This is a genomic window from Streptomyces sp. SCUT-3, from assembly GCF_014083985.1.
Taxonomy (GTDB): domain Bacteria; phylum Actinomycetota; class Actinomycetes; order Streptomycetales; family Streptomycetaceae; genus Streptomyces_H; species Streptomyces_H thermolineatus.
In genome coordinates this window covers 1,745,644-1,765,824 of the sequence record NZ_CP046907.1, presented here as the reverse complement: position 1 = coordinate 1,765,824, position 20,181 = coordinate 1,745,644, and the positions used below count along the sequence as shown (strand labels likewise).

Here is a 20,181-nt window from a genome sequence, read left to right as displayed (position 1 = left end):
CAGGGGGAGACGGCATGACGACGACCACCGCACGACCGACCACCCGCCGCAGGCTGCGCCGCATCGTGTTCGGCCTCGGAGCCGCGGTCCTGACGGCCACCGCGGTACCGACGGCGGTCGCCGCGCCCGCCGGGCAGGCGCCGGCGGCGGAGACGTCCGGCATCGACGCGGCGGCCCTGCAGCAGGGACTCGACGCGGTCCACGAGGCCGGGATGTACGGCGTCTACTCGGCGGTGCGCGACGGCAGGGACCGCTGGAAGGGGGAGGCGGGAGTCGCCGACGTGCGCACCGGCCGCCCCGTGGACGCCGACATGCGGCACCGGATCGGCAGCGTCACCAAGACATTCGTCGCCGTCGCGGTCCTCCAGCAGGTCGAGGCCGGCCGCATCGGACTGGACGACCCGATCGGCGACCACCTCCCGGAACTGGTCCCCGGCGAGCGGGGCCGCAGCATCACCGTGCGGATGCTGCTCAACCACACCAGCGGCATCGCCGACTACGTCATGTACGCGTACCCCTCCCTGCAGCAGATGTCGCCGCAGAGCCTCGACGACAACCGGTTCCGCTCCTTCGAGGAGGAGGAACTCGTCCGCATGGGGCTGGAGGCCCCGCCGACCGGCGAGCCGGGCGAGAAGTGGTCCTACTCCAACACCAACTACATCCTCGCCGGGCTGCTGCTGGAGAAGGCCACCGGCACGAGCGCCGAGGAATACATCACCCGGAACGTGATCCGGAAGGCGGGACTGCGGCACACGTCCTTCCCCCGCACCCCGTTCGTGCCCGGGCCGCACTCGAAGGCGTACGAGTCGCTCTTCGGAATCATCGACCCGCCGCGCGACTACAGCGTCTACCACCCCTCCTCGCTCGACACGGCCGGAGCGATGGTCTCCACCATGGACGACCTCAACCGCTTCTACCGGCTGCTCCTCGACGGCCGGCTGCTCGGCGCCGAGCAGCTCGCCGAGATGCGGCGCACCGTGCCGGTCACCGACGTGGAGGGCAACGTCATGGGCCACTACGGCCTCGGCATCATGGCGTTCGACCTGCCCTGCGGCCGGTACTGGGGCCACGGCGGAACCGTGTTCGGCGCGGGCACGGAGTCGCTGACCAGCGAGGACGGCCGCCGTCAGATGTCCTACGGGGTCAACCTGATGAAGTACCAGAAGATGACCGACGACGGCCGGATCGACCCCCACCCGATCGACCTGGCCCTCGGCGGGTACCTGCTCCAGGCCCTGTGCCCCACGGGTGAGGGCGGGGCCGCGGCAGCCAAGGGGCCGGAGAAGACGGACCCGGCCGCCGTGGCGGAGATGCTGGTCAACGGCCCGGACCAGTCGGCCCAGGTTCTCCGCTTCGGGACGCCCGGCAACCGCTGACCGTCGGCCGACGGCAACGGGGGAGTTGCGGCGCCAAAACGCAACGACACGCCGCAGAAAAGGGCTGCGGAACGACGGTTTGGCACCGCAACTCCACCCCGGTCGCCGCGGCGGCGCGGAACCGGTGACCGGCCGCGCACGTCACAGGGCCATGGATCGAGGGACGAAGCTCAAGCACTCAGCCGTGGCACTGCTCGGGGCCGCCGCGTTGACGGCCTGTGGCACGCAGACCGTCGACGGGACGGGAGCCGGCAGCGGCGCGGTGAAGAACGACGTGGCCGTGACCGGTGTCCGCTGGGTGCCGGAGAGCGTCACCGTCGACGGCAAGAAGTACCCCCTGCCCCCGGACGCCGACGCCCACGTGGAGTTCGAGCCCGGCAGGGCGGAGGGGCCCGGAGGCAAGTCCGGGGGCAGCGCGGGCTGCAACAGCCTCGGCGCCGACGTCGAGGTCGAGGGCGACACGGTCACGGTCTCCGACGTCGCGATGACCGAGAAGGGCTGCGCCGAGGACGTCCAGCGGTTCGAGGAACGGTTCGCCGAGGTCTTCACCGGCGCACTCACCGCCGAGCTCTCCGGCAAGGGCGAGACCCTCGTCCTGACCAAGGACAACGGCGACAGCATCACCTTCGGCCCGGAGCCCCCCGGGCCGCAGGAGCCGCTCGAGGGCACCGAGTGGGTGGTGACCGGGCTCGTGGACGGCGGGACCGCGAAGTCCCTGCCCGCCGAGGTCGAGGGCAAGGCGCACTTCACCATCGGCGAGGACGGCAGGGCCGGCGGCAGCCTCGGCTGCAACGGCTTCAGCACGGAGGCCGCCGTCAAGGGCGACCGGATCGAGTTCGGCGAGATCGCGAGCAGCCGCAGGATGTGCCCCGGGCCGGTCATGAAGACCGAGAACGAACTCCGCGAGATCCTCTCCGGCAAGGTCACCCACGACCGCGAGGACGGCACCCTGACCCTCACCACCGACTCCGGCAAGGGCCTCACCGCGACCGCAGCCCGGAAGTGACCCGGCGGGGTGCGGATATCGCCGCGTCCCCGACCGTGCCGCCGCGCCCCCGCCCTGTGCCGCCGCGCGCCGCGCTCTCGCACGGGGGCCGGCCCCCGTCACCCCGAGGGGGACGTCCGGGGCGGTCAACCGTGCGGCGGAGACAGGTTCCTCCCCCCGGCGGACGGCCGTGGCGCGCAGGGTGCACAAGAATCGAGCCGTCACGGCCCACATCACAGGGGAGACGGCATGACGAAACCCGCCGCACGACCGACCGCCCGCCGGGGCCTGCGCCGCATCGCGGTCGGCCTCGGCGCCGTGGTCCTGACGGTCACGGCCCTGCCGGCCGCGGCCGCCGTACCCGCGGCGACCGCAGCGCAGGGCGCACGGACGGCGGCGACGGCCACAGGAACGGCGACGGCGGCGGGAGCGGCGTCCGGGATCGACCCGGCGGCCCTGCAGCAAAGCCTCGACGCGCTCCGCGACGCCGGGATGTACGGCGCCTACTCGGCCGTGCGCGACGGCGGGGAGAGCTGGGCGGGGGCGACCGGGGTCGCCGACGTGGACACCGGGCGCCCGGCGGACGCCGGCATGCGGCACCGGGTCGGCAGCGTCACCAAGACCTTCACCGCCGTCGCGGTCCTCCAACTCGTAGAGGCCGGCCGCATCGGACTGGACGACCCGATCGGCGACCACCTGCCGGAACTGGTCCCCGGCGAGCGGGGCCGGGCCGTCACCGTGCGGATGCTGCTCAACCACACCAGCGGCATCGCCGACTACCTCGAGACCGTCTTCCCCTCCTTCGCGGAGCGGTCGCCCCGGAGCATCCACGACAACCGGTTCCGCGCCTTCGGGGAGGAGGAACTCGTCCGCCACGGACTGGCCGCGCCCCCCACCGGGGAACCGGGGGAGAAGTGGGCCTACTCCAACACCAACTACGTCCTCGCCGGACTGCTGCTGGAGAAGGTCACCGGCACCACCGCCGAGAAGTACATCGCCCGGAACGTGATCGAGAGGGCGGGACTGCGGGACACGTCCTTCCCCGCCACCCCGTTCGTCCCCGGGCCGCACTCGGCCGCCTACGAGGCGTTCTTCGGAACGCTCGACCCGCCGCGCGACTACAGCGTCTACCACCCCTCCGCGTTCGACACCGCCGGGGCCCTCGTCTCCACCGTGGACGACGTCAACCGCTTCTACCGGCAGCTCTTCCAGGGCGCCCTCCTGGGGCCGGAACAGCTCGCCGAGATGCGGCGCACCGTGCCGATCACCGACGAACAGGGCAACGCCGCCGGCCACTACGGCCTCGGCCTCTTCGCCACCGACCTGCCGTGCGGCCGTTTCTGGGGCCACAACGGGACGGTGATGGGAATGTCCACCCTGGCGCTGTCCAGCGCGGACGGCCGACGCCAGGTGACCACGGGCACCAACCTGACCAAGTACAACGACCTCGACGAGAACGGCGTCCCCCGCCCCCACCCGATCGACGCGGCCTGGGACCGCCACACCCTCACGGCCCTGTGCCCCGGCGCGCCCGCCGACACCACTCGCACCACCGGGAGCCTGCTGCCGGGGTAGGTAGCGGAAGCCGTACGGCAACCGCAGGACCCGGCACCCGTTCAGGACGGCGGCGGCCCGCACGCACCACGCGGTGCGCGCGGGCCGCCGCCGTACGCGGTGCCGGAGGTGTCAGGAGGCCGGGAACTCCCCGCCCTTGACGGCGGCGACGAACGACGCCCAGGCGTCCGCCGGGAAGACGAGTGCCGGACCGTGCGGGTCCTTGCTGTCCCGGACGGGGACGGCGCCGGGTATCCCGTCGGCGACCTCGACGCAGTTGGCGTCGCCCTCGTCGCTGTAACTCGACTTGCGCCAAGCGGCAGTGGCGAGGTCAGAGGTTTGGTTCATTGTGAGTACTCCTCCAGAAGGCGTTCGATGAAGGCCACCGATTCCGATGGTGGCAGAGCCAGATCTCGCACTCGGTCGTATGACAAGCGGAATCTGCCCACCTCCGCAGGCTCCTCGATCAGCTCTCCGAACGCGTTGCCCTCCATGTAGACAACGCAGCTGCCGTCCGCCTGCCACAGGAGGGAAAGCGAGCCACTGACAAGGTCGTGGAGGCCGGCGCTGAAGGGAAGCACCTGAATCGTCACGGTCTGCCGAGCCGCCGAGTCGACAAGGTGAGCCAGTTGCTCGGTCCATGTACTCGGGACAGCTGTGGGGCGTCGGAGTGCTGACTCGTCCAGAATTACCCGGATGCTCGGCGGAGGATCGCGGTGCAACAGTTCCTGGCGTCCCATGCGCACCATCACCTTCTCTTCGAGTTCGTCCTCGTTCCGAAGAGTTGGCGGCGCCGACAGGATGGCTCGGGCGTAGGCCTCCGTCTGCAACAGCCCGGGGATCGCCAGCATGTACTTGTGCATGATCGTGGCGGAGGCCTCGTACCGCATGAACGCCTTGTACTTGTCCTTGTACATCTCCATCCGCGCCAGCTTCCACAGCCGGACCAGCAGGCCGTCCGATCCGTAGTAGGCGTCCAGGTCCTCCATGACCGGGGATTTGGAGAGGCGTTCGCCCGCTTCGAGCCGGTACAGGTAGCTCTTGTCGTACCGCGTGTCCTCGGCCAGTTGCCCGAGGGACTTGCCCGTCCTCTCCCGCAGGTACCGCAGCGTGCCCGCCAGCGCCGCCCGCGCGGAGTTCTCGTCCTCGACCGGCCGGTCGGCCATCGTGCCCCCTGGTCGTCCTCTTGCTCAGATGCTCTGTTGCCCTGCGGGCCGACAACGGCTCGACCGCAGTTCCCCCACCGACAGGCGGTGATGCTGGGAGTACACAAGGTAGTCAGTCGGCCGCTCGTCGTGAGCGGCGAACGGAGACGGAACGGAGCGGGCAGTGGAGGAGCGGGCGGCGAAGGCGCCGGTGGAGCCGGTGGAGCCGGTGGAGCCGGACGGGACCGTGGAGCCGGAGGAGGACGAGGAGCCGGACGAGGTCGAGGAGGCGGAGGCGGTGTGCGGCGAACTCGCCGAAGCGCTCAAGGAGGCGGGCGTCACCCTGCCGTCGCTGTGGCTGGACGTCCCGAGGCGGACGTGGTGGGCGACGCCCCTGGTCGACCTCGGGCGCTGCAACGTCGCGACGGCCCGCGCGCTCGCCGCCGCGCTGCGCCGCGGTGTCGGGCGCGCCGAGCCCGGCCCGGGCTCGTGCGGCCCGGGCTCGTGACGGAGACCCGGGGGGCGGATGTGCTGTTCACGAGGGGTGGCTATTGTCGGTCGGATGCGTCCATCGTCGTTCCTCCGCGCAGTCGGGGCCCCGGGCGGCGACCGCCGTGCCCGGCGGTCGCCGTTCCGGCGGCTGCGGCTGAGGCATCCCGCGCAGGCCGTCGCGGTCGGCTTCGCGGTCGCGGTCGCGGTGGGCACCGCACTGCTGATGCTGCCCGCGGCCCGGGTCGGGCCGGGCGGCGCGACCCTGCTGGAGGCGCTGTTCACCGCGACCTCGGCGGTGTGCGTGACCGGCCTGGTGGTGGTCGACACCCCCAGCCACTGGACCGGCCTGGGCCACGTCGTCCTCCTGGGGCTGATCCAGGTCGGCGGTCTGGGCATCATGACCTTCGCCTCGGCGCTGGGCGTCCTGGTGTCGCGCCGCATGGGGCTGCGCGCCCGGCTGTCGGCCGCGACCGAGACCAAGAGCCTCGGTCTGGGCGACCTGCGGTCCCTGGTCCTCGGGGTGGCCAAGTACAGCCTGGCCATCGAGGCCGCCGTCGCCCTGATGCTGGCCCCCCGCTTCGCCCTCGGCTACGACGAGCCGTGGCCGCGGGCGGCGTGGCTGGGGATCTTCCATTCGGTCTCGGCGTTCAACAGCGCCGGCTTCGCGCTGTACCCGGACAGCCTGATGGGATTCGTCACCGACCCGTGGATCTGCCTGCCGGTCGCGCTCGCCGCCGTCTGCGGCAGTCTCGGCTTCCCGGTGCTGTTCGAACTGCGCCGCCGTCTGCGCAGGCCCGCCAGGTGGTCCCTGCACACCAAGATCGTGCTGTGGGCGAGCGGGGTCTTCCTCGCCGGGGGCGCCGTGTTCGTCACCGCCGTGGAGTGGACCAACCCCGCGACCCTGGGGCCGCTGGACGCCCCCGACAAGGTGCTGGCCGGGTTCTTCCAGTCGGCCATGACCCGCAGTGCCGGGCTGAACAGCATCGACATCTCCGCCATGACCCCGGCCGGCTGGCTGGGCATGGACATCCTGATGTTCGTCGGCGGTGCCAGCGCCGGCACGGCCGGCGGCATCAAGGTGACCACCTTCGCCGTGCTCTTCTTCGTCGTCTACGCCGAGATCCGCGGCGAGGCCGCGGTCAACATCTTCGGCCGCCGACTGCCGGGCACCGTCCAGCGGCAGGCCCTGACGGTGGTGCTGCTGTCGGTCGCGGCCGTGGCGTCCTCCACCGTGGTCTTCATGCTCTCCACGGACTTCTCCCTCGACCGCGCCCTGTTCGAGGTGATCTCCGCCTTCGCCACCGTGGGCCTGTCCACCGGCATCACCGCCGACCTGCCCGCCTTCAACCAGACCCTGCTCGTCGTGCTGATGTTCATCGGCCGCATCGGCCCCATCACCGCGGCCTCCGCGCTGGCCCTGCGCAGCCGGGAACGCCTGTACGACCTGCCCGAGGAGCGACCCGTCATTGGCTAGGAACCGCAGTACGAGACCGCGCCGCATCGCGCACGGCAACTCCGTCGTCGTCATCGGCCTGGGGCGCTTCGGGCGCTCCCTGGCACTGGAACTGGTCGACGAGGACACCGAGGTCCTGGGCATAGACCAGGACCCGGAGATCGTCCAGTCCCTCTCCGGCTCCCTCACCCACGTGGTGCGCGCCGACTCCACCAAGGAGGACGTGCTGCGCCAGCTGTCCGTCCACGAGTTCGACCGGGCGGTCGTCGGCATCGGGAACAACATCGAGGCCAGCATCCTGACCACGTCCCTGCTGCTGTCCTTCGGCCTCCGCGAGGTGTGGGCCAAGGCCGTCAGCGAACCGCACGGCCGCATCCTCAGCCAGCTCGGCGTCCAGCACGTCGTCTACCCCGAGCACGACATGGGCCGGCGCGTCGCCCACCTGGTGCGCGGACGGATGCTGGACTACATCGAGTTCGAGGACGACTTCGCCCTGGTCAAGACCAACCCTCCCGCCGACGTCGTCGGCAGGACCCTCGCCGAGAGCGGCATCCGCAGCCGCTACGGCCTGACCGTCGTCGCGGTCAAACGCCCCGGCGAGGGCTTCACCTACGCCACCCCCGACACCGTCGTGCAGCCGGACGACACCATCATCGTCGCCGGGCACACCCGCCAGACCGAACGCTTCAGCGAACTGCGCTGACCGGCCCCTCCCGGCGAGCCCCTCCCGGCGAGCCCGTCCCGGGGAGCCGGCCCCGGGACGGGGCCGGCTCCCCGCCTCAGCACTCGATGACGTTGACGGCCAGGCCGCCGCGGGCGGTCTCCTTGTACTTGACCTTCATGTCGGCGCCGGTCTCCTTCATGGTCTTGATGACCTTGTCCAGGGAGACGTGGTGGCGGCCGTCGCCGCGCAGGGCCATGCGGGCGGCGGTGACGGCCTTCACGGCGGCCATGCCGTTGCGCTCGATGCAGGGGATCTGCACGAGGCCGCCGACCGGGTCGCAGGTCAGGCCGAGGTTGTGCTCCATGCCGATCTCGGCGGCGTTCTCCACCTGCTCGCTGCTGCCGCCGAGGACCTCGGCGAGGCCGCCGGCCGCCATGGAGCAGGCGGAGCCGACCTCGCCCTGGCAGCCGACCTCGGCGCCGGAGATCGAGGCGTTCTCCTTGAACAGCATGCCGATCGCCCCGGCCGCGAGGAGGAAGCGGACCACGCCGTCCTCGTCGGCCCCGGGCACGAACTGCATGTAGTAGTGCAGGACGGCCGGGATGATGCCGGCGGCGCCGTTGGTGGGGGCGGTGACGACCCGGCCGCCGGCCGCGTTCTCCTCGTTGACGGCCATCGCGTACAGGGTCACCCACTCCATGGCGCGCATCGCCGGTTCGCCCTCGGAGCGCAGGGCGCGGGCCGCGGTGGCCGCCCGGCGGCGCACCTTCAGCCCTCCGGGGAGGATGCCCTCGCGGGACATGCCGCGCGCCACGCACTCCTGCATGACCCGCCAGATCTCCAGCAGGCCGGTGCGGATCTCGTCCTCGGTGCGCCAGGCCTTCTCGTTCTCCAGCATCAGCGCGGAGATCGACAGGCCGGTCTCGTGGGACATCCGCAGCAGTTCGTCGCCGGTGCGGAAGGGGTGGCGCAGGACGGTGTCGTCGAGCTTGATGCGGTCCTCGCCGACGGCGTCCTCGTCGACGACGAACCCGCCGCCGACCGAGTAGTAGGTCTTCTCCAGCAGCGGCAGGCCGTCGGAGTCGTAGGCGAACAGCGTCATGCCGTTGGCGTGGTAGGGCAGGGAGCGGCGGCGGTGCAGGACCAGCTGGGTGCGCTCGTCGAAGTCGATCTCGTGCGCGTCGCCGACCTCGGTCTCGAGCAGGCGCAGCCGGCCCGCCGCGCGGATGCGCTCCAGCACCGGGTCGACGGCCTCGACGTCGACGGACTTCGGGGAGTGCCCCTCCAGCCCGAGGAGGACGGCCTTGGGGGTGCCGTGGCCGTGGCCGGTGGCCCCGAGGGAGCCGAAGAGCTCGGCGCGGACGGAGGCGGTGTGGGCCAGGACCCCGTCGTTCTTCAGCCGGGCGGCGAACATGCGGGCTGCCCGCATCGGCCCGACGGTGTGCGAGCTGGACGGCCCTATGCCGATGGAGAAGAGGTCGAATACCGAGATGGCCACGGGGGACTCCGTTGTCCTTGGTGGTGACGTGCGGGGGACGTGGGCGGTGCAGGGGGCGGGACGGGGGAGGACGCGGCGCAGCCCCGCCGTCCGCCGGTGTCCGGACCGGGCGGCCGGCGGGGCTGCCGCTTGCTGCGTCCCGTGTCCCGCCGCCCGCGGGGAGCGCCCGTGGGGGGAGCGCCCGCGGGGGAGCGGGACGGGGGCCGTCCGGGGGGAGGGGTGACCCTCCCCCCATGGTGCTACTTCAGGCCCGGGTACAGCGGGTGCTTGTCCGCCAGGGCGGTGACGCGGGCCTTGAGGGCCGCGGCCTTGTCCTCGTCGAAGCCCGGCTTGAGGGCCTCGGCGATGATGTCGGCGACCTCGCGGAAGTCCTCCGCGCCGAACCCGCGGGTGGCCAGCGCCGGGGTGCCGATCCGCAGGCCGGAGGTGACCATCGGCGGGCGCGGGTCGAACGGCACCGCGTTGCGGTTGACCGTGATGCCGACCTCGTGGAGGCGGTCCTCGGCCTGCTGCCCGTCCAGCTCGGAGTTGCGCAGGTCGACCAGGACCAGGTGGACGTCGGTGCCCCCGGACAGGACCGAGACGCCCGCCTCGACCGCGTCCTGCTGGAGCAGGCGCTCGGCGAGGATCTTCGCGCCCTCCAGGGTGCGCCGCTGGCGGTCGGCGAACTCCTCGGAGGCGGCGACCTTGAAGGCCACCGCCTTGGCGGCGATGACGTGCTCCAGCGGGCCGCCCTGCTGGCCGGGGAAGACCGCGGAGTTGATCTTCTTGGCGTACTCGGCCCTGGACAGGATCACGCCGCCGCGCGGGCCGCCCAGGGTCTTGTGGGTCGTGGTGGTGACCACGTCCGCGTACGGCACGGGGGACGGGTGCAGCCCGGCGGCCACCAGGCCGGCGAAGTGCGCCATGTCCACCATCAGCTTCGCGCCGACCTCGTCGGCGATCCGGCGGAAGGCGGCGAAGTCCAGCTGCCGCGGGTAGGCCGACCAGCCGGCGATGATCAGCTGCGGGCGGTGCTCCTTGGCGAGGCGCTCCACCTCGTCCATGTCGACCAGGTTGGTCTCCTGGTCGACGTGGTAGGCGACCACGTTGTAGAGCTTGCCGGAGAAGTTGATCTTCATGCCGTGGGTCAGGTGGCCGCCGTGGGCCAGGTCCAGGCCCAGGATGGTGTCACCCGGCTTGATCAGCGCGAACATCGCCGCGGCGTTCGCCGAGGCGCCCGAGTGGGGCTGGACGTTCGCGGCCTCGGCGCCGAACAGCTCCTTGATGCGGTCGATGGCGAGCTGCTCGACCACGTCGACGTGCTCGCAGCCGCCGTAGTAACGGCGGCCCGGGTAGCCCTCGGCGTACTTGTTGGTCAGCACCGAGCCCTGCGCCTCTAGGACCGCCACGGGGGCGAAGTTCTCCGAGGCGATCATCTCGAGGGTGGACTGCTGGCGGTGCAGCTCGGCGTCGACCGCGGCTGCCACCTCCGGGTCGAGCTCGTGGAGGGAGCTGTTGAGTACCGTCATCACGTCTCCAGGTCGGGGGAGGTCAGTTGCCGGTGAAGGCGGCGTACTCGTCGGCGGAGAGCAGGTCTTCCGGCTCCTCCGACACCTTCACCTTGAAGAGCCATCCGCCCTCGAAGGGAGCGGAGTTCACCAGCGCCGGGTCGTCCACGACGTCCTGGTTGACCTCGGTGACCTCGCCGGAGACCGGCGCGTACAGGTCGCTGACCGACTTGGTCGACTCCAGTTCGCCGCAGGGTTCGCCCGCGGTGACCGAGTCGCCGACCTCGGGGAGCTGGACGAACACCACGTCGCCGAGCGCGTCGGCGGCGTGCTGGGTGATGCCCACGGTGGAGGCGCCGTCAACGGCGTCGGAGATCCACTCGTGCTCCTTGCTGTAGCGCAGCTGCTGGGGGTTGCTCATGACTGAATTCTCCCGGATCGGTGGAGGTACTCGGCGCAGGGGTCCACGACGTGGACGGCCGGGTGGTGCGGAGGGGGTGCGGACGGGGTGCGGACGGGGTGTGCGGCTCGGGTCGGGGCCGCTCCGGCCGGGCGGGAGGCCGCCCGGCCGGCGGGGGTTCAGCGGGCGCGCCGGTACAGGGGGAGGGCGGCCACCTCGACAGCCTCGTGGCTGCCGCGGACGTCGACGGCCACGCGGGTGCCCGGCTCGGCGTGCGCGGCGTCGACGTAGGCGATGGCGATCGGCTTGCCCAGGGTCGGGGAGGGCGCCCCGGAGGTGACCTCGCCCACGACGGCGCCGCCGGCGTCCACCACGGCGTACCCGGCCCGGGGCACGCGGCGGCCCTCGGCGACCAGGCCCACCAGCTTGCGCGGCGGGGTCTGCCCGGCCCGCTCGGCCGCCCGCTCCAGCGCCTCGCGGCCGACGAAGCGGCCCTCGTTGGTGGGCTTGTCGAAGCGCACGACCCGGCCGAGACCGGCGTCGAACGGGGTGAGGCCGGTGTTCAGCTCGTGCCCGTACAGCGGCATGCCCGCCTCCAGGCGCAGCGTGTCGCGGCAGGACAGCCCGCAGGGCACCAGGCCGGCGCCGGCGCCGGCCTCGGTGAGCGCCTCCCACAGGGCGACGGCGTGCTCGGGCGCGGTGAACAGCTCGAAGCCGTCCTCGCCGGTGTAGCCGGTGCGGGCCAGCAGCACCGGGCGGCCCGCGACGGTGGCGGGCAGCCCCGCGTAGTACTTCAGGCCGTCCGGGTCGGCGTCGGTCAGCCCCGCGAGGATGCCGACGGACTCGGGGCCCTGCACGGCGATCAGCGCGTAGGCGTCGCGGTCGTCGCGCACCTGCGCGTCGAAGCCCTCGGCGCGGGCGGTCAGCGCGTCCAGCACCACCTGGGCGTTGGAGGCGTTGGCGACGACGAGGAACTCCTGCTCCCCGGTGCGGTAGACGATCAGGTCGTCCAGGATCCCGCCGTCCTCGGCGCAGATCATCGTGTAGCGGGCACGGCCGACGGCGAGTGCGGAGACGAAGCCCACCAGGGCGAAGTCCAGGGCCTCGGCGGCCTGCGGGCCGCTGACGGTGATCTCGCCCATGTGGGAGAGGTCGAACAGGCCGGCCCGGGTGCGCACGGCGTTGTGCTCGTCGCGCTCGCTGCCGTAGCGCAGCGGCATGTCCCAGCCCGCGAAGTCGGTCATGGTGGCGCCGAGTGCGCGGTGCACGGCGTCGAGCGGCGTACGCCGGCCGGTGGCGTCGGTGGTCATGCGGCGGTCTCCCGATGAAGGCGTGGCGAGGACGGTCCTCCCCATCTGTCATCGGAACCTGAGAGGTTCGTCGTGAGCCCCCGGGGGCCCCGACTTGCACCTTGGGTGGGCCCGCCACGGGCGGACCGCTTTTCAGATGTGCCTCGTCCGCGCGGTGACTGTGCCTGAGAGATTCAAGGGAGGACTTGCTCCTTCGGCGCCCTGGACGGCCAGGGACTCTCCCGCACGGATTCAATCGGCCGGTATGCAGTTGATTCGGTCGGCTCATCATGTCAGACCTGCTCCGCACGTGGCCAGATGCGCCGTAACCGGGTGCGCCCGCTGTGACCGGTATTACGCTTTCTTGAAGGTTCGACCGGGCTCCTGACAGCCTGGGGGCCGGACCAGGGGAGGACGGTCGCATTGCAGGGAGCCAGCGGTGGTGTGACGACGACGGGTGCGCTCCGCATCGCCGTGCCCGGGCAGAAGCACGACCGTGCCCGCGGCGACGAGGACCGCCCGGGCGGGGACCGCGGCGGGAAGGGCGGCCGGCGGTGGACCCACCGGGTCGTCGACCTGCGCGGCCTCGGCGGCAAGGTCCGCACCCTGCACTACCCGGCCGGCGACCTCGTCGTGGTCTCCGGCCTCCCGGGCAGCGGCAAGAGCACGATGATGCGCCGGGTGACGGCGGGCGCCCGCTCCCCGGCCGCCCGGCCCCCCGGGGCCGGGAACGCCGGGGCCGGGAACGCCGGGAACGCCGGGAACGCCGGGAACGCCGGGAACAAGGCCCGCCGCATCGACTCCCAGGACACCCGGGACCGCTTCGCCCGCCGGATGCCGTCCTGGCTGCCGTACGCGGTCTACCGCCCCCTGGTGCGGATCGCCCACTACTGGGGGCTCAAACGCGCCCTCGACGAGGGCGGCAGCCTGGTCGTCCACGACTGCGGGTCCATGGTGTGGGTGCGCCGCTGGCTGGCCCGCCGGGCCCGGCGGGCGGGCCGGGGCCTCCACCTGCTCCTCCTCGACGTCCCCGCCGGCACCGCGCTGCAGGGCCAGCGGGCCCGCGGCCGCCGGGTGTCGGCCTACGCCTTCGCCCGCCACCGCCGCGCGGCACGGCGGCTCGTCGATGCCGCGCAGGCCCCGTACCGGGAGGCGCCGGCCGGGAGGCGGCGCAGGTCGGTCATACCGCGCGGGTGCGTCTCGGTGGTCATCGTGGACCGTGCCGTCGCCTCCTCCCTGGAGGCCCTCCACTTCCCCTGACCCGCCGCTCAGGGATCCGCCGACCGGGTGATCCGTCGGCCGGGTGACCCGTCGGCCGATGGCCGGAGGTCCGGACGTCGCGACGGCCCCGCCCGCCGTGCCGATCGCCGGCACGGCGGGCGGGGCCGGGGCAAGCGGTCCCGTCCGGGCGGGCGCCTACTCCTTCACGCGCTCGTCCGCCCCGCAGGGCCCGTCCGTCGCCTCGGCGTTCTTGCCGGACTGGGCGGCATCGCGGCCCTGCTCGCCCCTGTCGCTCCGGTCGGACTGGTCGTTCCGGTCGGACTGGTCGCCCCTGTCGTTCCGGTCGGACCCGTCCGACTTGGCGGCGTCGGCGCCGGAGACCTTGTCCGAGCCCTCGGAGGCCTTGTTCCCGGTTCCGGCAGCCCCGTCCGCCTTGGCCGCACCCTCGGACACCTTGTGCGCGTCCTCGGCGTCCTTGTCCGCGGTTCCGGCGGTCCCGTCGGTCTTGTGCTCGGTCCCGGCGGTCCCGTCGGTCTTGTGCTCGGTCCCGGCGGCCTTGTCGGTCTTGCCGGCTTCCTCCGCCCGGCCCTTCTCGCCGGCCGGCTTGCCTGCTTCGCCCGCAGCGCCTGCGTGGGCCTCCCGGTCCGCCTCGACGGTGTTGCCGACGACCTGCTGCAGCCTGACGATGTCCGCCGCCACGTCGTCGGCCTTGTCCTCGGCCCCCTCCCGGCCCCTGTGGGCGACCAGCGCCGCGAGCTTGTCCTTGAGGGAGGAGGACGCCTCGGCCACGCCGGACGGGGCGGCCTTGTCCGCGTCCGCGGCCTTACCGGCGTCCGCGGCCTTGTCGGCGTCCGTGGCCCTGTCCGCGTCCGCGGCCTTGTCCGCGTCCGTGGTCACCTTGGGCGTGACGGCGTCGTCGACGGGCAGGATCATCCTGGATTCCAGGTTCTTGCCCTCGCCCGCAGCGCCGGCGCTCCCGCCGGTCCCCTTGGTGGTGTTGTGCTCTCCGGCGGTGCCGTCCTGCTTGGCGGTGCCGTGTTCTCCGGCGGTGCCGTCCTGCTTGGCGGTGTTGTGCTCTCCGGTGGTGCCGTCCTGCCTGGCGGCTGCCGTCGTCCCGTAGCTCCCGTAGTTCCGGGCGGCCTCGGCGAGCGCGTCCAGGGAGGTGTCGGCCTTCGCCTTCAGGTCGGCCACCTCCTTGTCGCTCACCTTCTCGTCGAGCACGGCGTTGCTGACCGCGGAGGATGCGTCGACGCTCTGCCCGAGCCTGGAGAGGAGGGTGAGCCGGTCGCCGACCCGGGCGGACTTCGCGTCCGTCGTGTTCCTCGCGGGGGTCATCGCCCCGGCGTTCTTGGCGGGCGTGCCCTTCTTCGCGGGTGCCGCGGCCCCGGCGGGGCGGGCGGCCTGCGCCTTCGCGCCCGCGTGCGCGGTCCCGGAGTCGGATCCGGAGCCGTCCGTCCGGGAGGTGTCGACGGCGGACTGGGTCGCGGGCTCCGGCCGGGGGCCTTGGGCGAGGGCGGTCCCGGAGAAGCCGAGGACGAGTGAGCCGCACACAGCGGCCGTGATGACGGCGGTGGTCGTCTTGAGGTGCATCGAGTGATTCCTCCTGGTATGACCGGATGGCTCGCATACACCTTGTGCGCGGTGTGTACGTATTGCAACTCCAAAAACACGAAGAGCGAACAATGCCCACGAGGGGACTACGCCCCCGCTCCCGCAGCCGTTAGGGTTCGCCTGCAGGAACAGGCACGGCGTCAGGGGAAGACGAAATGGGCATACCGGCGCAGCGGGACGGCACGGAGCAGCCGGTGGGGACCGTTCCGGCCGCACACGTGCCGTGGCCCGTGAACGAACTCGAGGAAGTGCTCACCGCGGCCCTGGGAGAGGCGGGCGCGGTGCCCCGGCTGGTCGAGGTGCTGGCGCGTTCGTACGTGTGGGTGCCGCTGCCCGCGGGCGGCGGTCCCGACAGTCGTGACCTGGACCTGCCGACCCTCGAACTGGGCGGTGCGCCGTACGTGCCGGTCTTCAGCTCCGAGGGGCAGTTCCTCGCGGTCTGCCCCGGCATGTCCTTCGCCGTGGCGCCCATGCGGGAGTTCGCCCGCGGGCTGCCCCCGCAGCTCGGGGTCGCGGTCAACCCCGGTGGTTCGGTGGGCATCCCGCTGCCGCCCGCCGTCGTCCTGGACCTGTGCCGCGGCTTCGCCGGCGACCCGGGGCCCGACGGCGGCCCGGTCGTCCACGAGCCGGGGGCGCGCCGTACCGGCGCCCGGGTGCGGCTGTGGGAGCCGGGCTCCTACGAGGAGCCGGTGGACTTCCTGGCCGCGGCCGCGGGCGAGCTCGCGGTGACCCCGGTGGTGCTCTCCGCCCGCCGCGCCCTGGCCTCGGTCGAGGCCGGCGACCCGGTGCTGTTCGTCGGCGTGGAGCTGGACCGCTGGCAGGAGCAGGACCGTACGGCGGCCCTGGACGCGCTCGGGCGCGCCCTCGGCGCCGTGCCGATCCCGTGGCCGGTGAACATCGTGCTGCTCGACATCGCCCAGGACCCGGTCGGGGACTGGATGCTCGACCGGGTGGAGCCCTTCTACTCCAGGCCCTGAGCCCGTCTAACCTGTGGTGAGTGCCGGAGCCGGAGAACCGGTGGCGGCGTCGGACAACGGCAGAAGGGGTGGGACCCAGTGAGCGCGGGCGCGGGAGGCGGCACGGCGGCGTCCGGCCATGTCGAGCAGTTGCTGCACCAGGTGTCACCGGGGCGCTTCGACACCTACGAGCAACTGCTCCATGCGCTTGCCGACAGCCGGGTGTGGATGCTGCTGTGGCACGGCAGTCCCGGCTCGCCGGACGCCCAGTACGGCCACATGGAGATCGCCGGGCACGGCTACGCGCCGTGCGCGACGTCGGAGCACGAACTGGCCGCCAGCGGCTGGGACCGGGCCCACGAGGTGGTCTCCGGGCGCGACATCGCGGCCTCCCTCTTCCGCAGCAGGTACGGGCTGTGGCTCAACCCGCACGCCCCCGGCGGCGGCGTCGGCGTGCCCTGGGCCGACCTGCGCCGGATCGCCTCCGGCCTGGACCGGCTGCCCGCCGGCCCGCTGCGGCTGAGCGAACCCACCCTGCAGATCCCGCAGTTCTACGCCCTGCTGTCCCAGACCGCGCACCGCACCCCGGTGGTGCGCACCCTGCGCAGGGCCTGGGTCGAGCCCGCGTACGGCGACGCCTACCTCGCGATCGGCATGGACCTGTACGACACCGGGCCGCAGGCCCTGGACGCGGTGCGGACGATGATGCACCACTGCATCGGCGCGGCCCCGGAAGGACTCCCGGTGTCCACCGTGGCGATGGCCGACGAGTACGACCCCGTCGCGCAGTGGATGCAGGCGTGCCAGCGCCCGTTCTTCGACCGTGAGGCGTTCGGCGCGGGGCCGGCGCCGACGATGCCGCCGCCCCCGGTGGCCGCGCCCGGGCCCGGCCGCCCGGCCGCGACCGGCTGGGGCGCGCCGCAGCACGCGCCGCAGGCGCCGGGCTGGGGGCCGCCCCAGGCGCCGCCGGTCACGGGGCACGGCGGCTGGGCCCCCAACGGGCCGCGCACGTACTGAGAGGCGCCCGCAGGGCCTGCTCGGGCCCCCGGCGGGTCCGCGACGCCGTCCACCCGCCCTGCGCCCGTCCACCCGCCCGGCGCCCGTCCGCCCGGCGCCCGTCCGCCCGGCGGGGCCGGTGCCGGTCCGCCGGGCCTGGTGCGCGTCCGGGTCAGTGCGGTTCCAGCGCGGAGCCGATCAGGCCCAGCGGCGGGCTGCCCAGCTCCAGCAGGGAGGTGTGGAAGCGCTCCAGGGTGAAGCCGGCCCCCCAGCGGCGGCGGGCCTCCTCCCGCAGCGCCATGATCTCCAGCTTGCCCCAGGTGTAGCGGCCGTAGCCGGCGTCGAAGGTGCCCCGGCGGGCCTCGGCGGCGGCCCCGGCCCGTGCCAGGTGGGCGTCCCGCATGAACCGCCGGGTGGCCTCCTCGACGGTCATCGCCCCGGTGTGCAGCCCGATCGCGCAGGACAGCCTGGTGACCCGCACCAGGGCCTCCAGGGCCACGCCGATCACGAAGCGCGCGTCGTCGGCGCGGAACCCCTCCTCCCAGCAGACCTCCTCGATGTAGTGGGCCCAGCCCTCGCAGAACGCCAGCGAGTGCAGCACCCGCCGGACGGGGCCGGAGGCGCGGCGCAGGGAGCGGCCGTGCGCGAAGTGGCCGGGGGCGACCTCGTGGACGGTGATCGCCGGCAGGCTGGTGGCGCTGAATACGCTCAGCCACTCCTCCGCCTCCTCGGCCGGCCAGTCCGGCTCCGGCGGGGTGACGTGGTACCAGGAGGGGCCGTCGGCCTCGCCCGGGGCGGCCCAGGTCATCATCGCCATCGACCAGCGCCGCGAGGGCGGGGCCGGGCCGACCAGGCACTCGCCGTCCAGGTGCGGGGCCAGCCTCCTGGCCCGGCTGAAGGCCAGGACCTCCTCGGTCAGGCGGCGGGCGTGGTCGATCACCCCGTCCGCGTCCGGGTGGTCGGCCAGCAGTTCGGGGACCAGGTCGTCGACGCCGCGGCCGGGGGCCAGCGCGCGGCAGGACTCGTGCAGCAGTTCGGTGAGCCGGTCGCGTTCGGCGTCCGCCCGCCGGGCCATCAGGTCCAGGTCGACGTCCAGGCCCTCCTGGCAGCCCATCAGGCGGGCCAGGGCCCGGCCGCCGAGCCGGGGGTCGGGGTCGCCCTTCTCGGCGGCCCGGGCGACGTGCGCCACGAGCCGCCCGTGGGCCTTGAGCGCGGCCTGCGCCTGCGGCGTGCGGTCCTGCTCCAGTCCGGCGGCCAGGCCGCGCACCGCGCCCAGCAGGGCCGCGGCGACCGGCGCCGACAGGCGGTCCAGGGAGGCCACGGCCGCGTCCACGGCGTCCGGCCAGGCGGCCAGGTGGCGGGCCCGGGCCGCCGCGCGTTCCGGTGCGGGCGCGTACTCGCGGTCGTAGGTGGTCAACTCCAGGTTGGACAGGTGCAGGTAGGGGTCGCGGCGGTGCAGTTCCAGCTCCCCGTACTGCACGCGCAGCGACTCCTCGAAGACCGCCAGGTGCGCCTCGTCGTGCGCGTTCTCCTGCCGGTCCCCGTGCCGGCGGGCGCGTTCCAGCGCGGCGAGGCCGAGCCGCACGCCCTCGGGGGACAGGTCCTGCACCCGCCCGTCGTACTCGTGCAGTCCCGCCATCTCCCTGACCGTGGGCACCATCAGGTCGCACACCGCGCGCAGACGATCATCCATGCGGGAACGGTAGCGAGTGGACTTCCCACGAGGGGGCGGGAACCTCAGGTTCAACGCGCGTAACAGCACGTTAATCGAAGGGTTCCCGCAGTACGTCACAGTTCCGCATACATTCACCGCCAGGTCTGGCGGCTGATCGGCATCGCGTTGAAGACTCACGCGGCAAGACGACGCGTCCGATACGCGGAGTCCGGTGTACGGCCCCGACCCTCCCGTCCGGTCCGGACACCAGCGGAAGCAACAACGTTTCTTCGGCACCACCATGACGTGACGACAGGCGTCACCAGCGGCGGGCGCGGGCCGGTTACCCGCCGGCGAGAGGGGTCCACAGCAGCATGACCGCACCACTGCACGACACCGGCGCCGCCGAGACGGCCGCCGTGGACGTCGCAGCCGACGTCCCGGCCGCGCAGATCCGGGGCCGCTCGCCCTGGAGCATCGCCTGGCTGCGCCTGAAGCGGGACAAGGTCGCGCTCTCCGGCGGTATCGCCGTGGTCCTGCTGATCCTGGTGGCCGTCTTCGCGCCCCTGATCGTCAGCGCCTTCGGCCACCCCCCGAACGAGTTCCACGAGGACCGGATCGACCCGCTGTTCGGCACCCCGATCGGCTCCTTCGGCGGGATGAGCGGCGACTTCCTCTTCGGCGTCGAACCGGTAAACGGCCGCGACGTGTTCAGCCGCGTCGTCTACGGCGCGCGCATCTCGCTGCTGGTGGCCTTCCTGTCCGCGATGGTCGCCGTGGTGATGGGCAGCGTCTTCGGCGTCGTCGCCGGCTACTTCGGCGGCTGGGTCGACGCCGCGATCAGCCGGATCATGGACCTGCTGCTGGCCTTCCCGCAGCTGCTGTTCATCATCGCCCTCGTCTCCGTCGTCCCCAACTCCCTGTGGGGCTTCACCGGCAGCGGCGTGCGGATGGGCGTCCTGGTCGTGGTCATCGGCTTCTTCGGCTGGCCCTACATCGGGCGCATCGTGCGAGGCCAGACGCTGTCGCTGCGCGAGCGCGAGTACGTCGAGGCCGCCCGCAGCCTGGGCGCCGGCCGGTTCTACATCCTCTTCCGGGAGCTGCTGCCCAACCTGGTCGCGCCGATCACCGTCTACACGACGCTGATGATCCCGACCAACATCCTCACCGAGGCGGCGCTCAGCTTCCTCGGAGTGGGTGTCAAACCTCCGACTCCCTCGTGGGGACAGATGCTCTCCAAGGCGGTCCAGACCTACGAGGCCGACCCCATGTTCATGGTCTTCCCCGGTGTGGCGATCTTCATCACCGTGCTGGCCTTCAACCTCTTCGGCGACGGCGTGCGCGACGCGCTCGACCCGAAGGCCTCCCGTTAGCCCGTTGTCCCACTACTCGGAGGT

18 protein-coding genes and 1 riboswitch are annotated in these 20,181 nt (G+C 72.8%); of the genes, 10 read left to right on the top strand and 8 right to left on the bottom strand.

Annotation, left to right across the window (positions count from 1 at the left end; genetic code table 11):
- Positions 1 to 14: 14 nt before the first annotated feature.
- The 3 genes from GQS52_RS07655 (at position 15) to GQS52_RS07645 (ending at position 3,936) form a co-directional block, all read left to right on the top strand.
- The gene (locus GQS52_RS07655; protein WP_182312623.1) at positions 15 to 1,376 is read left to right on the top strand and encodes a serine hydrolase domain-containing protein; all 1,362 of its coding nucleotides are present in this window, start codon (positions 15 to 17) and stop codon (positions 1,374 to 1,376) included.
- A 151-nt stretch (positions 1,377 to 1,527) separates the two neighbouring features.
- Complete coding sequence (locus GQS52_RS07650; RefSeq protein WP_182312621.1) at positions 1,528 to 2,382, top strand: META domain-containing protein; 855 nt, start codon at positions 1,528 to 1,530, stop codon at positions 2,380 to 2,382.
- Positions 2,383 to 2,610: 228 nt separating this feature from the next.
- Positions 2,611 to 3,936: a serine hydrolase domain-containing protein gene (locus tag GQS52_RS07645; RefSeq protein ID WP_182312619.1), complete on the top strand. Its 1,326-nt coding sequence runs from the start codon at positions 2,611 to 2,613 to the stop codon at positions 3,934 to 3,936.
- Between the two features lie 111 nt (positions 3,937 to 4,047).
- On the opposite strand, the gene GQS52_RS07640 is transcribed toward GQS52_RS07645, so the two are convergent.
- Together GQS52_RS07640 and GQS52_RS07635 are read right to left on the bottom strand one after the other, a co-directional pair.
- A complete protein-coding gene (locus GQS52_RS07640; protein WP_182312617.1) occupies positions 4,048 to 4,263 on the bottom strand; it encodes a DUF397 domain-containing protein in 216 nt (71 codons plus the stop codon).
- A complete protein-coding gene (locus tag GQS52_RS07635) occupies positions 4,260 to 5,081 on the bottom strand; it encodes a helix-turn-helix transcriptional regulator (protein ID WP_182312615.1) in 822 nt (273 codons plus the stop codon). The genes GQS52_RS07640 and GQS52_RS07635 overlap by 4 nt, the downstream gene beginning before the upstream one ends.
- 163 nt (positions 5,082 to 5,244) lie before the next feature.
- Between GQS52_RS07635 and GQS52_RS07630 the strand changes: the two genes are divergently transcribed.
- Genes GQS52_RS07630 through GQS52_RS07620 form a run of 3 tightly spaced genes read left to right on the top strand, consistent with a single transcriptional unit; the run spans position 5,245 to position 7,708 of the window.
- Entirely contained in the window at positions 5,245 to 5,568 is a 324-nt protein-coding gene (locus GQS52_RS07630; protein WP_346268229.1) for a hypothetical protein, read from the top strand.
- Positions 5,569 to 5,622: 54 nt separating this feature from the next.
- Positions 5,623 to 7,026, top strand: a complete 1,404-nt coding sequence (locus GQS52_RS07625; RefSeq protein ID WP_182312612.1) for a potassium transporter TrkG — start codon at positions 5,623 to 5,625, stop codon at positions 7,024 to 7,026.
- Positions 7,019 to 7,708 carry a TrkA family potassium uptake protein gene (locus GQS52_RS07620; protein WP_259370641.1) on the top strand — a complete coding sequence of 230 codons (690 nt, stop codon included), beginning with the start codon at positions 7,019 to 7,021 and terminating at the stop codon, positions 7,706 to 7,708. Before GQS52_RS07625 ends, GQS52_RS07620 begins: the two co-directional genes overlap by 8 nt.
- A 76-nt stretch (positions 7,709 to 7,784) precedes the next feature.
- Here GQS52_RS07620 and GQS52_RS07615 read toward each other — a convergent pair whose 3' ends face one another.
- From GQS52_RS07615 to gcvT, 4 genes are all read right to left on the bottom strand, one after another.
- Positions 7,785 to 9,167, bottom strand: coding sequence for an L-serine ammonia-lyase (locus GQS52_RS07615; protein WP_182312610.1), 1,383 nt, complete (start codon positions 9,165 to 9,167; stop codon positions 7,785 to 7,787).
- A gap of 239 nt (positions 9,168 to 9,406) precedes the next feature.
- Positions 9,407 to 10,678: a serine hydroxymethyltransferase gene (gene glyA / locus GQS52_RS07610; RefSeq protein ID WP_182312608.1), complete on the bottom strand. Its 1,272-nt coding sequence runs from the start codon at positions 10,676 to 10,678 to the stop codon at positions 9,407 to 9,409.
- A 22-nt stretch (positions 10,679 to 10,700) separates the two neighbouring features.
- Positions 10,701 to 11,078, bottom strand: a complete 378-nt coding sequence (gene gcvH, locus GQS52_RS07605) for a glycine cleavage system protein GcvH (protein ID WP_182312606.1) — start codon at positions 11,076 to 11,078, stop codon at positions 10,701 to 10,703.
- A 158-nt stretch (positions 11,079 to 11,236) separates the two neighbouring features.
- Positions 11,237 to 12,367: a glycine cleavage system aminomethyltransferase GcvT gene (gene gcvT, locus GQS52_RS07600; protein WP_182312604.1), complete on the bottom strand. Its 1,131-nt coding sequence runs from the start codon at positions 12,365 to 12,367 to the stop codon at positions 11,237 to 11,239.
- 142 nt (positions 12,368 to 12,509) lie between these two features.
- A riboswitch (glycine riboswitch) is annotated at positions 12,510 to 12,601 on the bottom strand.
- 321 nt (positions 12,602 to 12,922) lie between these two features.
- Between gcvT and GQS52_RS07595 the strand changes: the two genes are divergently transcribed.
- Complete coding sequence (locus tag GQS52_RS07595; protein WP_259371063.1) at positions 12,923 to 13,606, top strand: ATP-binding protein; 684 nt, start codon at positions 12,923 to 12,925, stop codon at positions 13,604 to 13,606.
- Positions 13,607 to 13,762: 156 nt separating this feature from the next.
- Here the strand turns inward: GQS52_RS07595 and GQS52_RS07590 are convergent, their stop codons facing one another.
- Complete coding sequence (locus GQS52_RS07590; protein ID WP_182312600.1) at positions 13,763 to 15,157, bottom strand: hypothetical protein; 1,395 nt, start codon at positions 15,155 to 15,157, stop codon at positions 13,763 to 13,765.
- A 215-nt stretch (positions 15,158 to 15,372) separates the two neighbouring features.
- Between GQS52_RS07590 and GQS52_RS07585 the strand changes: the two genes are divergently transcribed.
- Together GQS52_RS07585 and GQS52_RS07580 are read left to right on the top strand one after the other, a co-directional pair.
- Positions 15,373 to 16,155, top strand: a complete 783-nt coding sequence (locus GQS52_RS07585; protein ID WP_259371062.1) for an enhanced serine sensitivity protein SseB — start codon at positions 15,373 to 15,375, stop codon at positions 16,153 to 16,155.
- A 78-nt stretch (positions 16,156 to 16,233) separates the two neighbouring features.
- Positions 16,234 to 17,151 (top strand): enhanced serine sensitivity protein SseB C-terminal domain-containing protein, encoded by a 918-nt coding sequence (locus GQS52_RS07580; protein ID WP_182312596.1) that lies wholly within the window; start codon positions 16,234 to 16,236, stop codon positions 17,149 to 17,151.
- Positions 17,152 to 17,302: 151 nt separating this feature from the next.
- On the opposite strand, the gene GQS52_RS07575 is transcribed toward GQS52_RS07580, so the two are convergent.
- Positions 17,303 to 18,823, bottom strand: coding sequence for a DUF885 family protein (locus tag GQS52_RS07575; RefSeq protein WP_182312594.1), 1,521 nt, complete (start codon positions 18,821 to 18,823; stop codon positions 17,303 to 17,305).
- A gap of 335 nt (positions 18,824 to 19,158) precedes the next feature.
- On the opposite strand from GQS52_RS07575, the gene GQS52_RS07570 reads away from it, so the two are divergent.
- The gene (locus tag GQS52_RS07570) at positions 19,159 to 20,157 is read left to right on the top strand and encodes an ABC transporter permease (protein WP_182312592.1); all 999 of its coding nucleotides are present in this window, start codon (positions 19,159 to 19,161) and stop codon (positions 20,155 to 20,157) included.
- Positions 20,158 to 20,181: the final 24 nt, after the last annotated feature.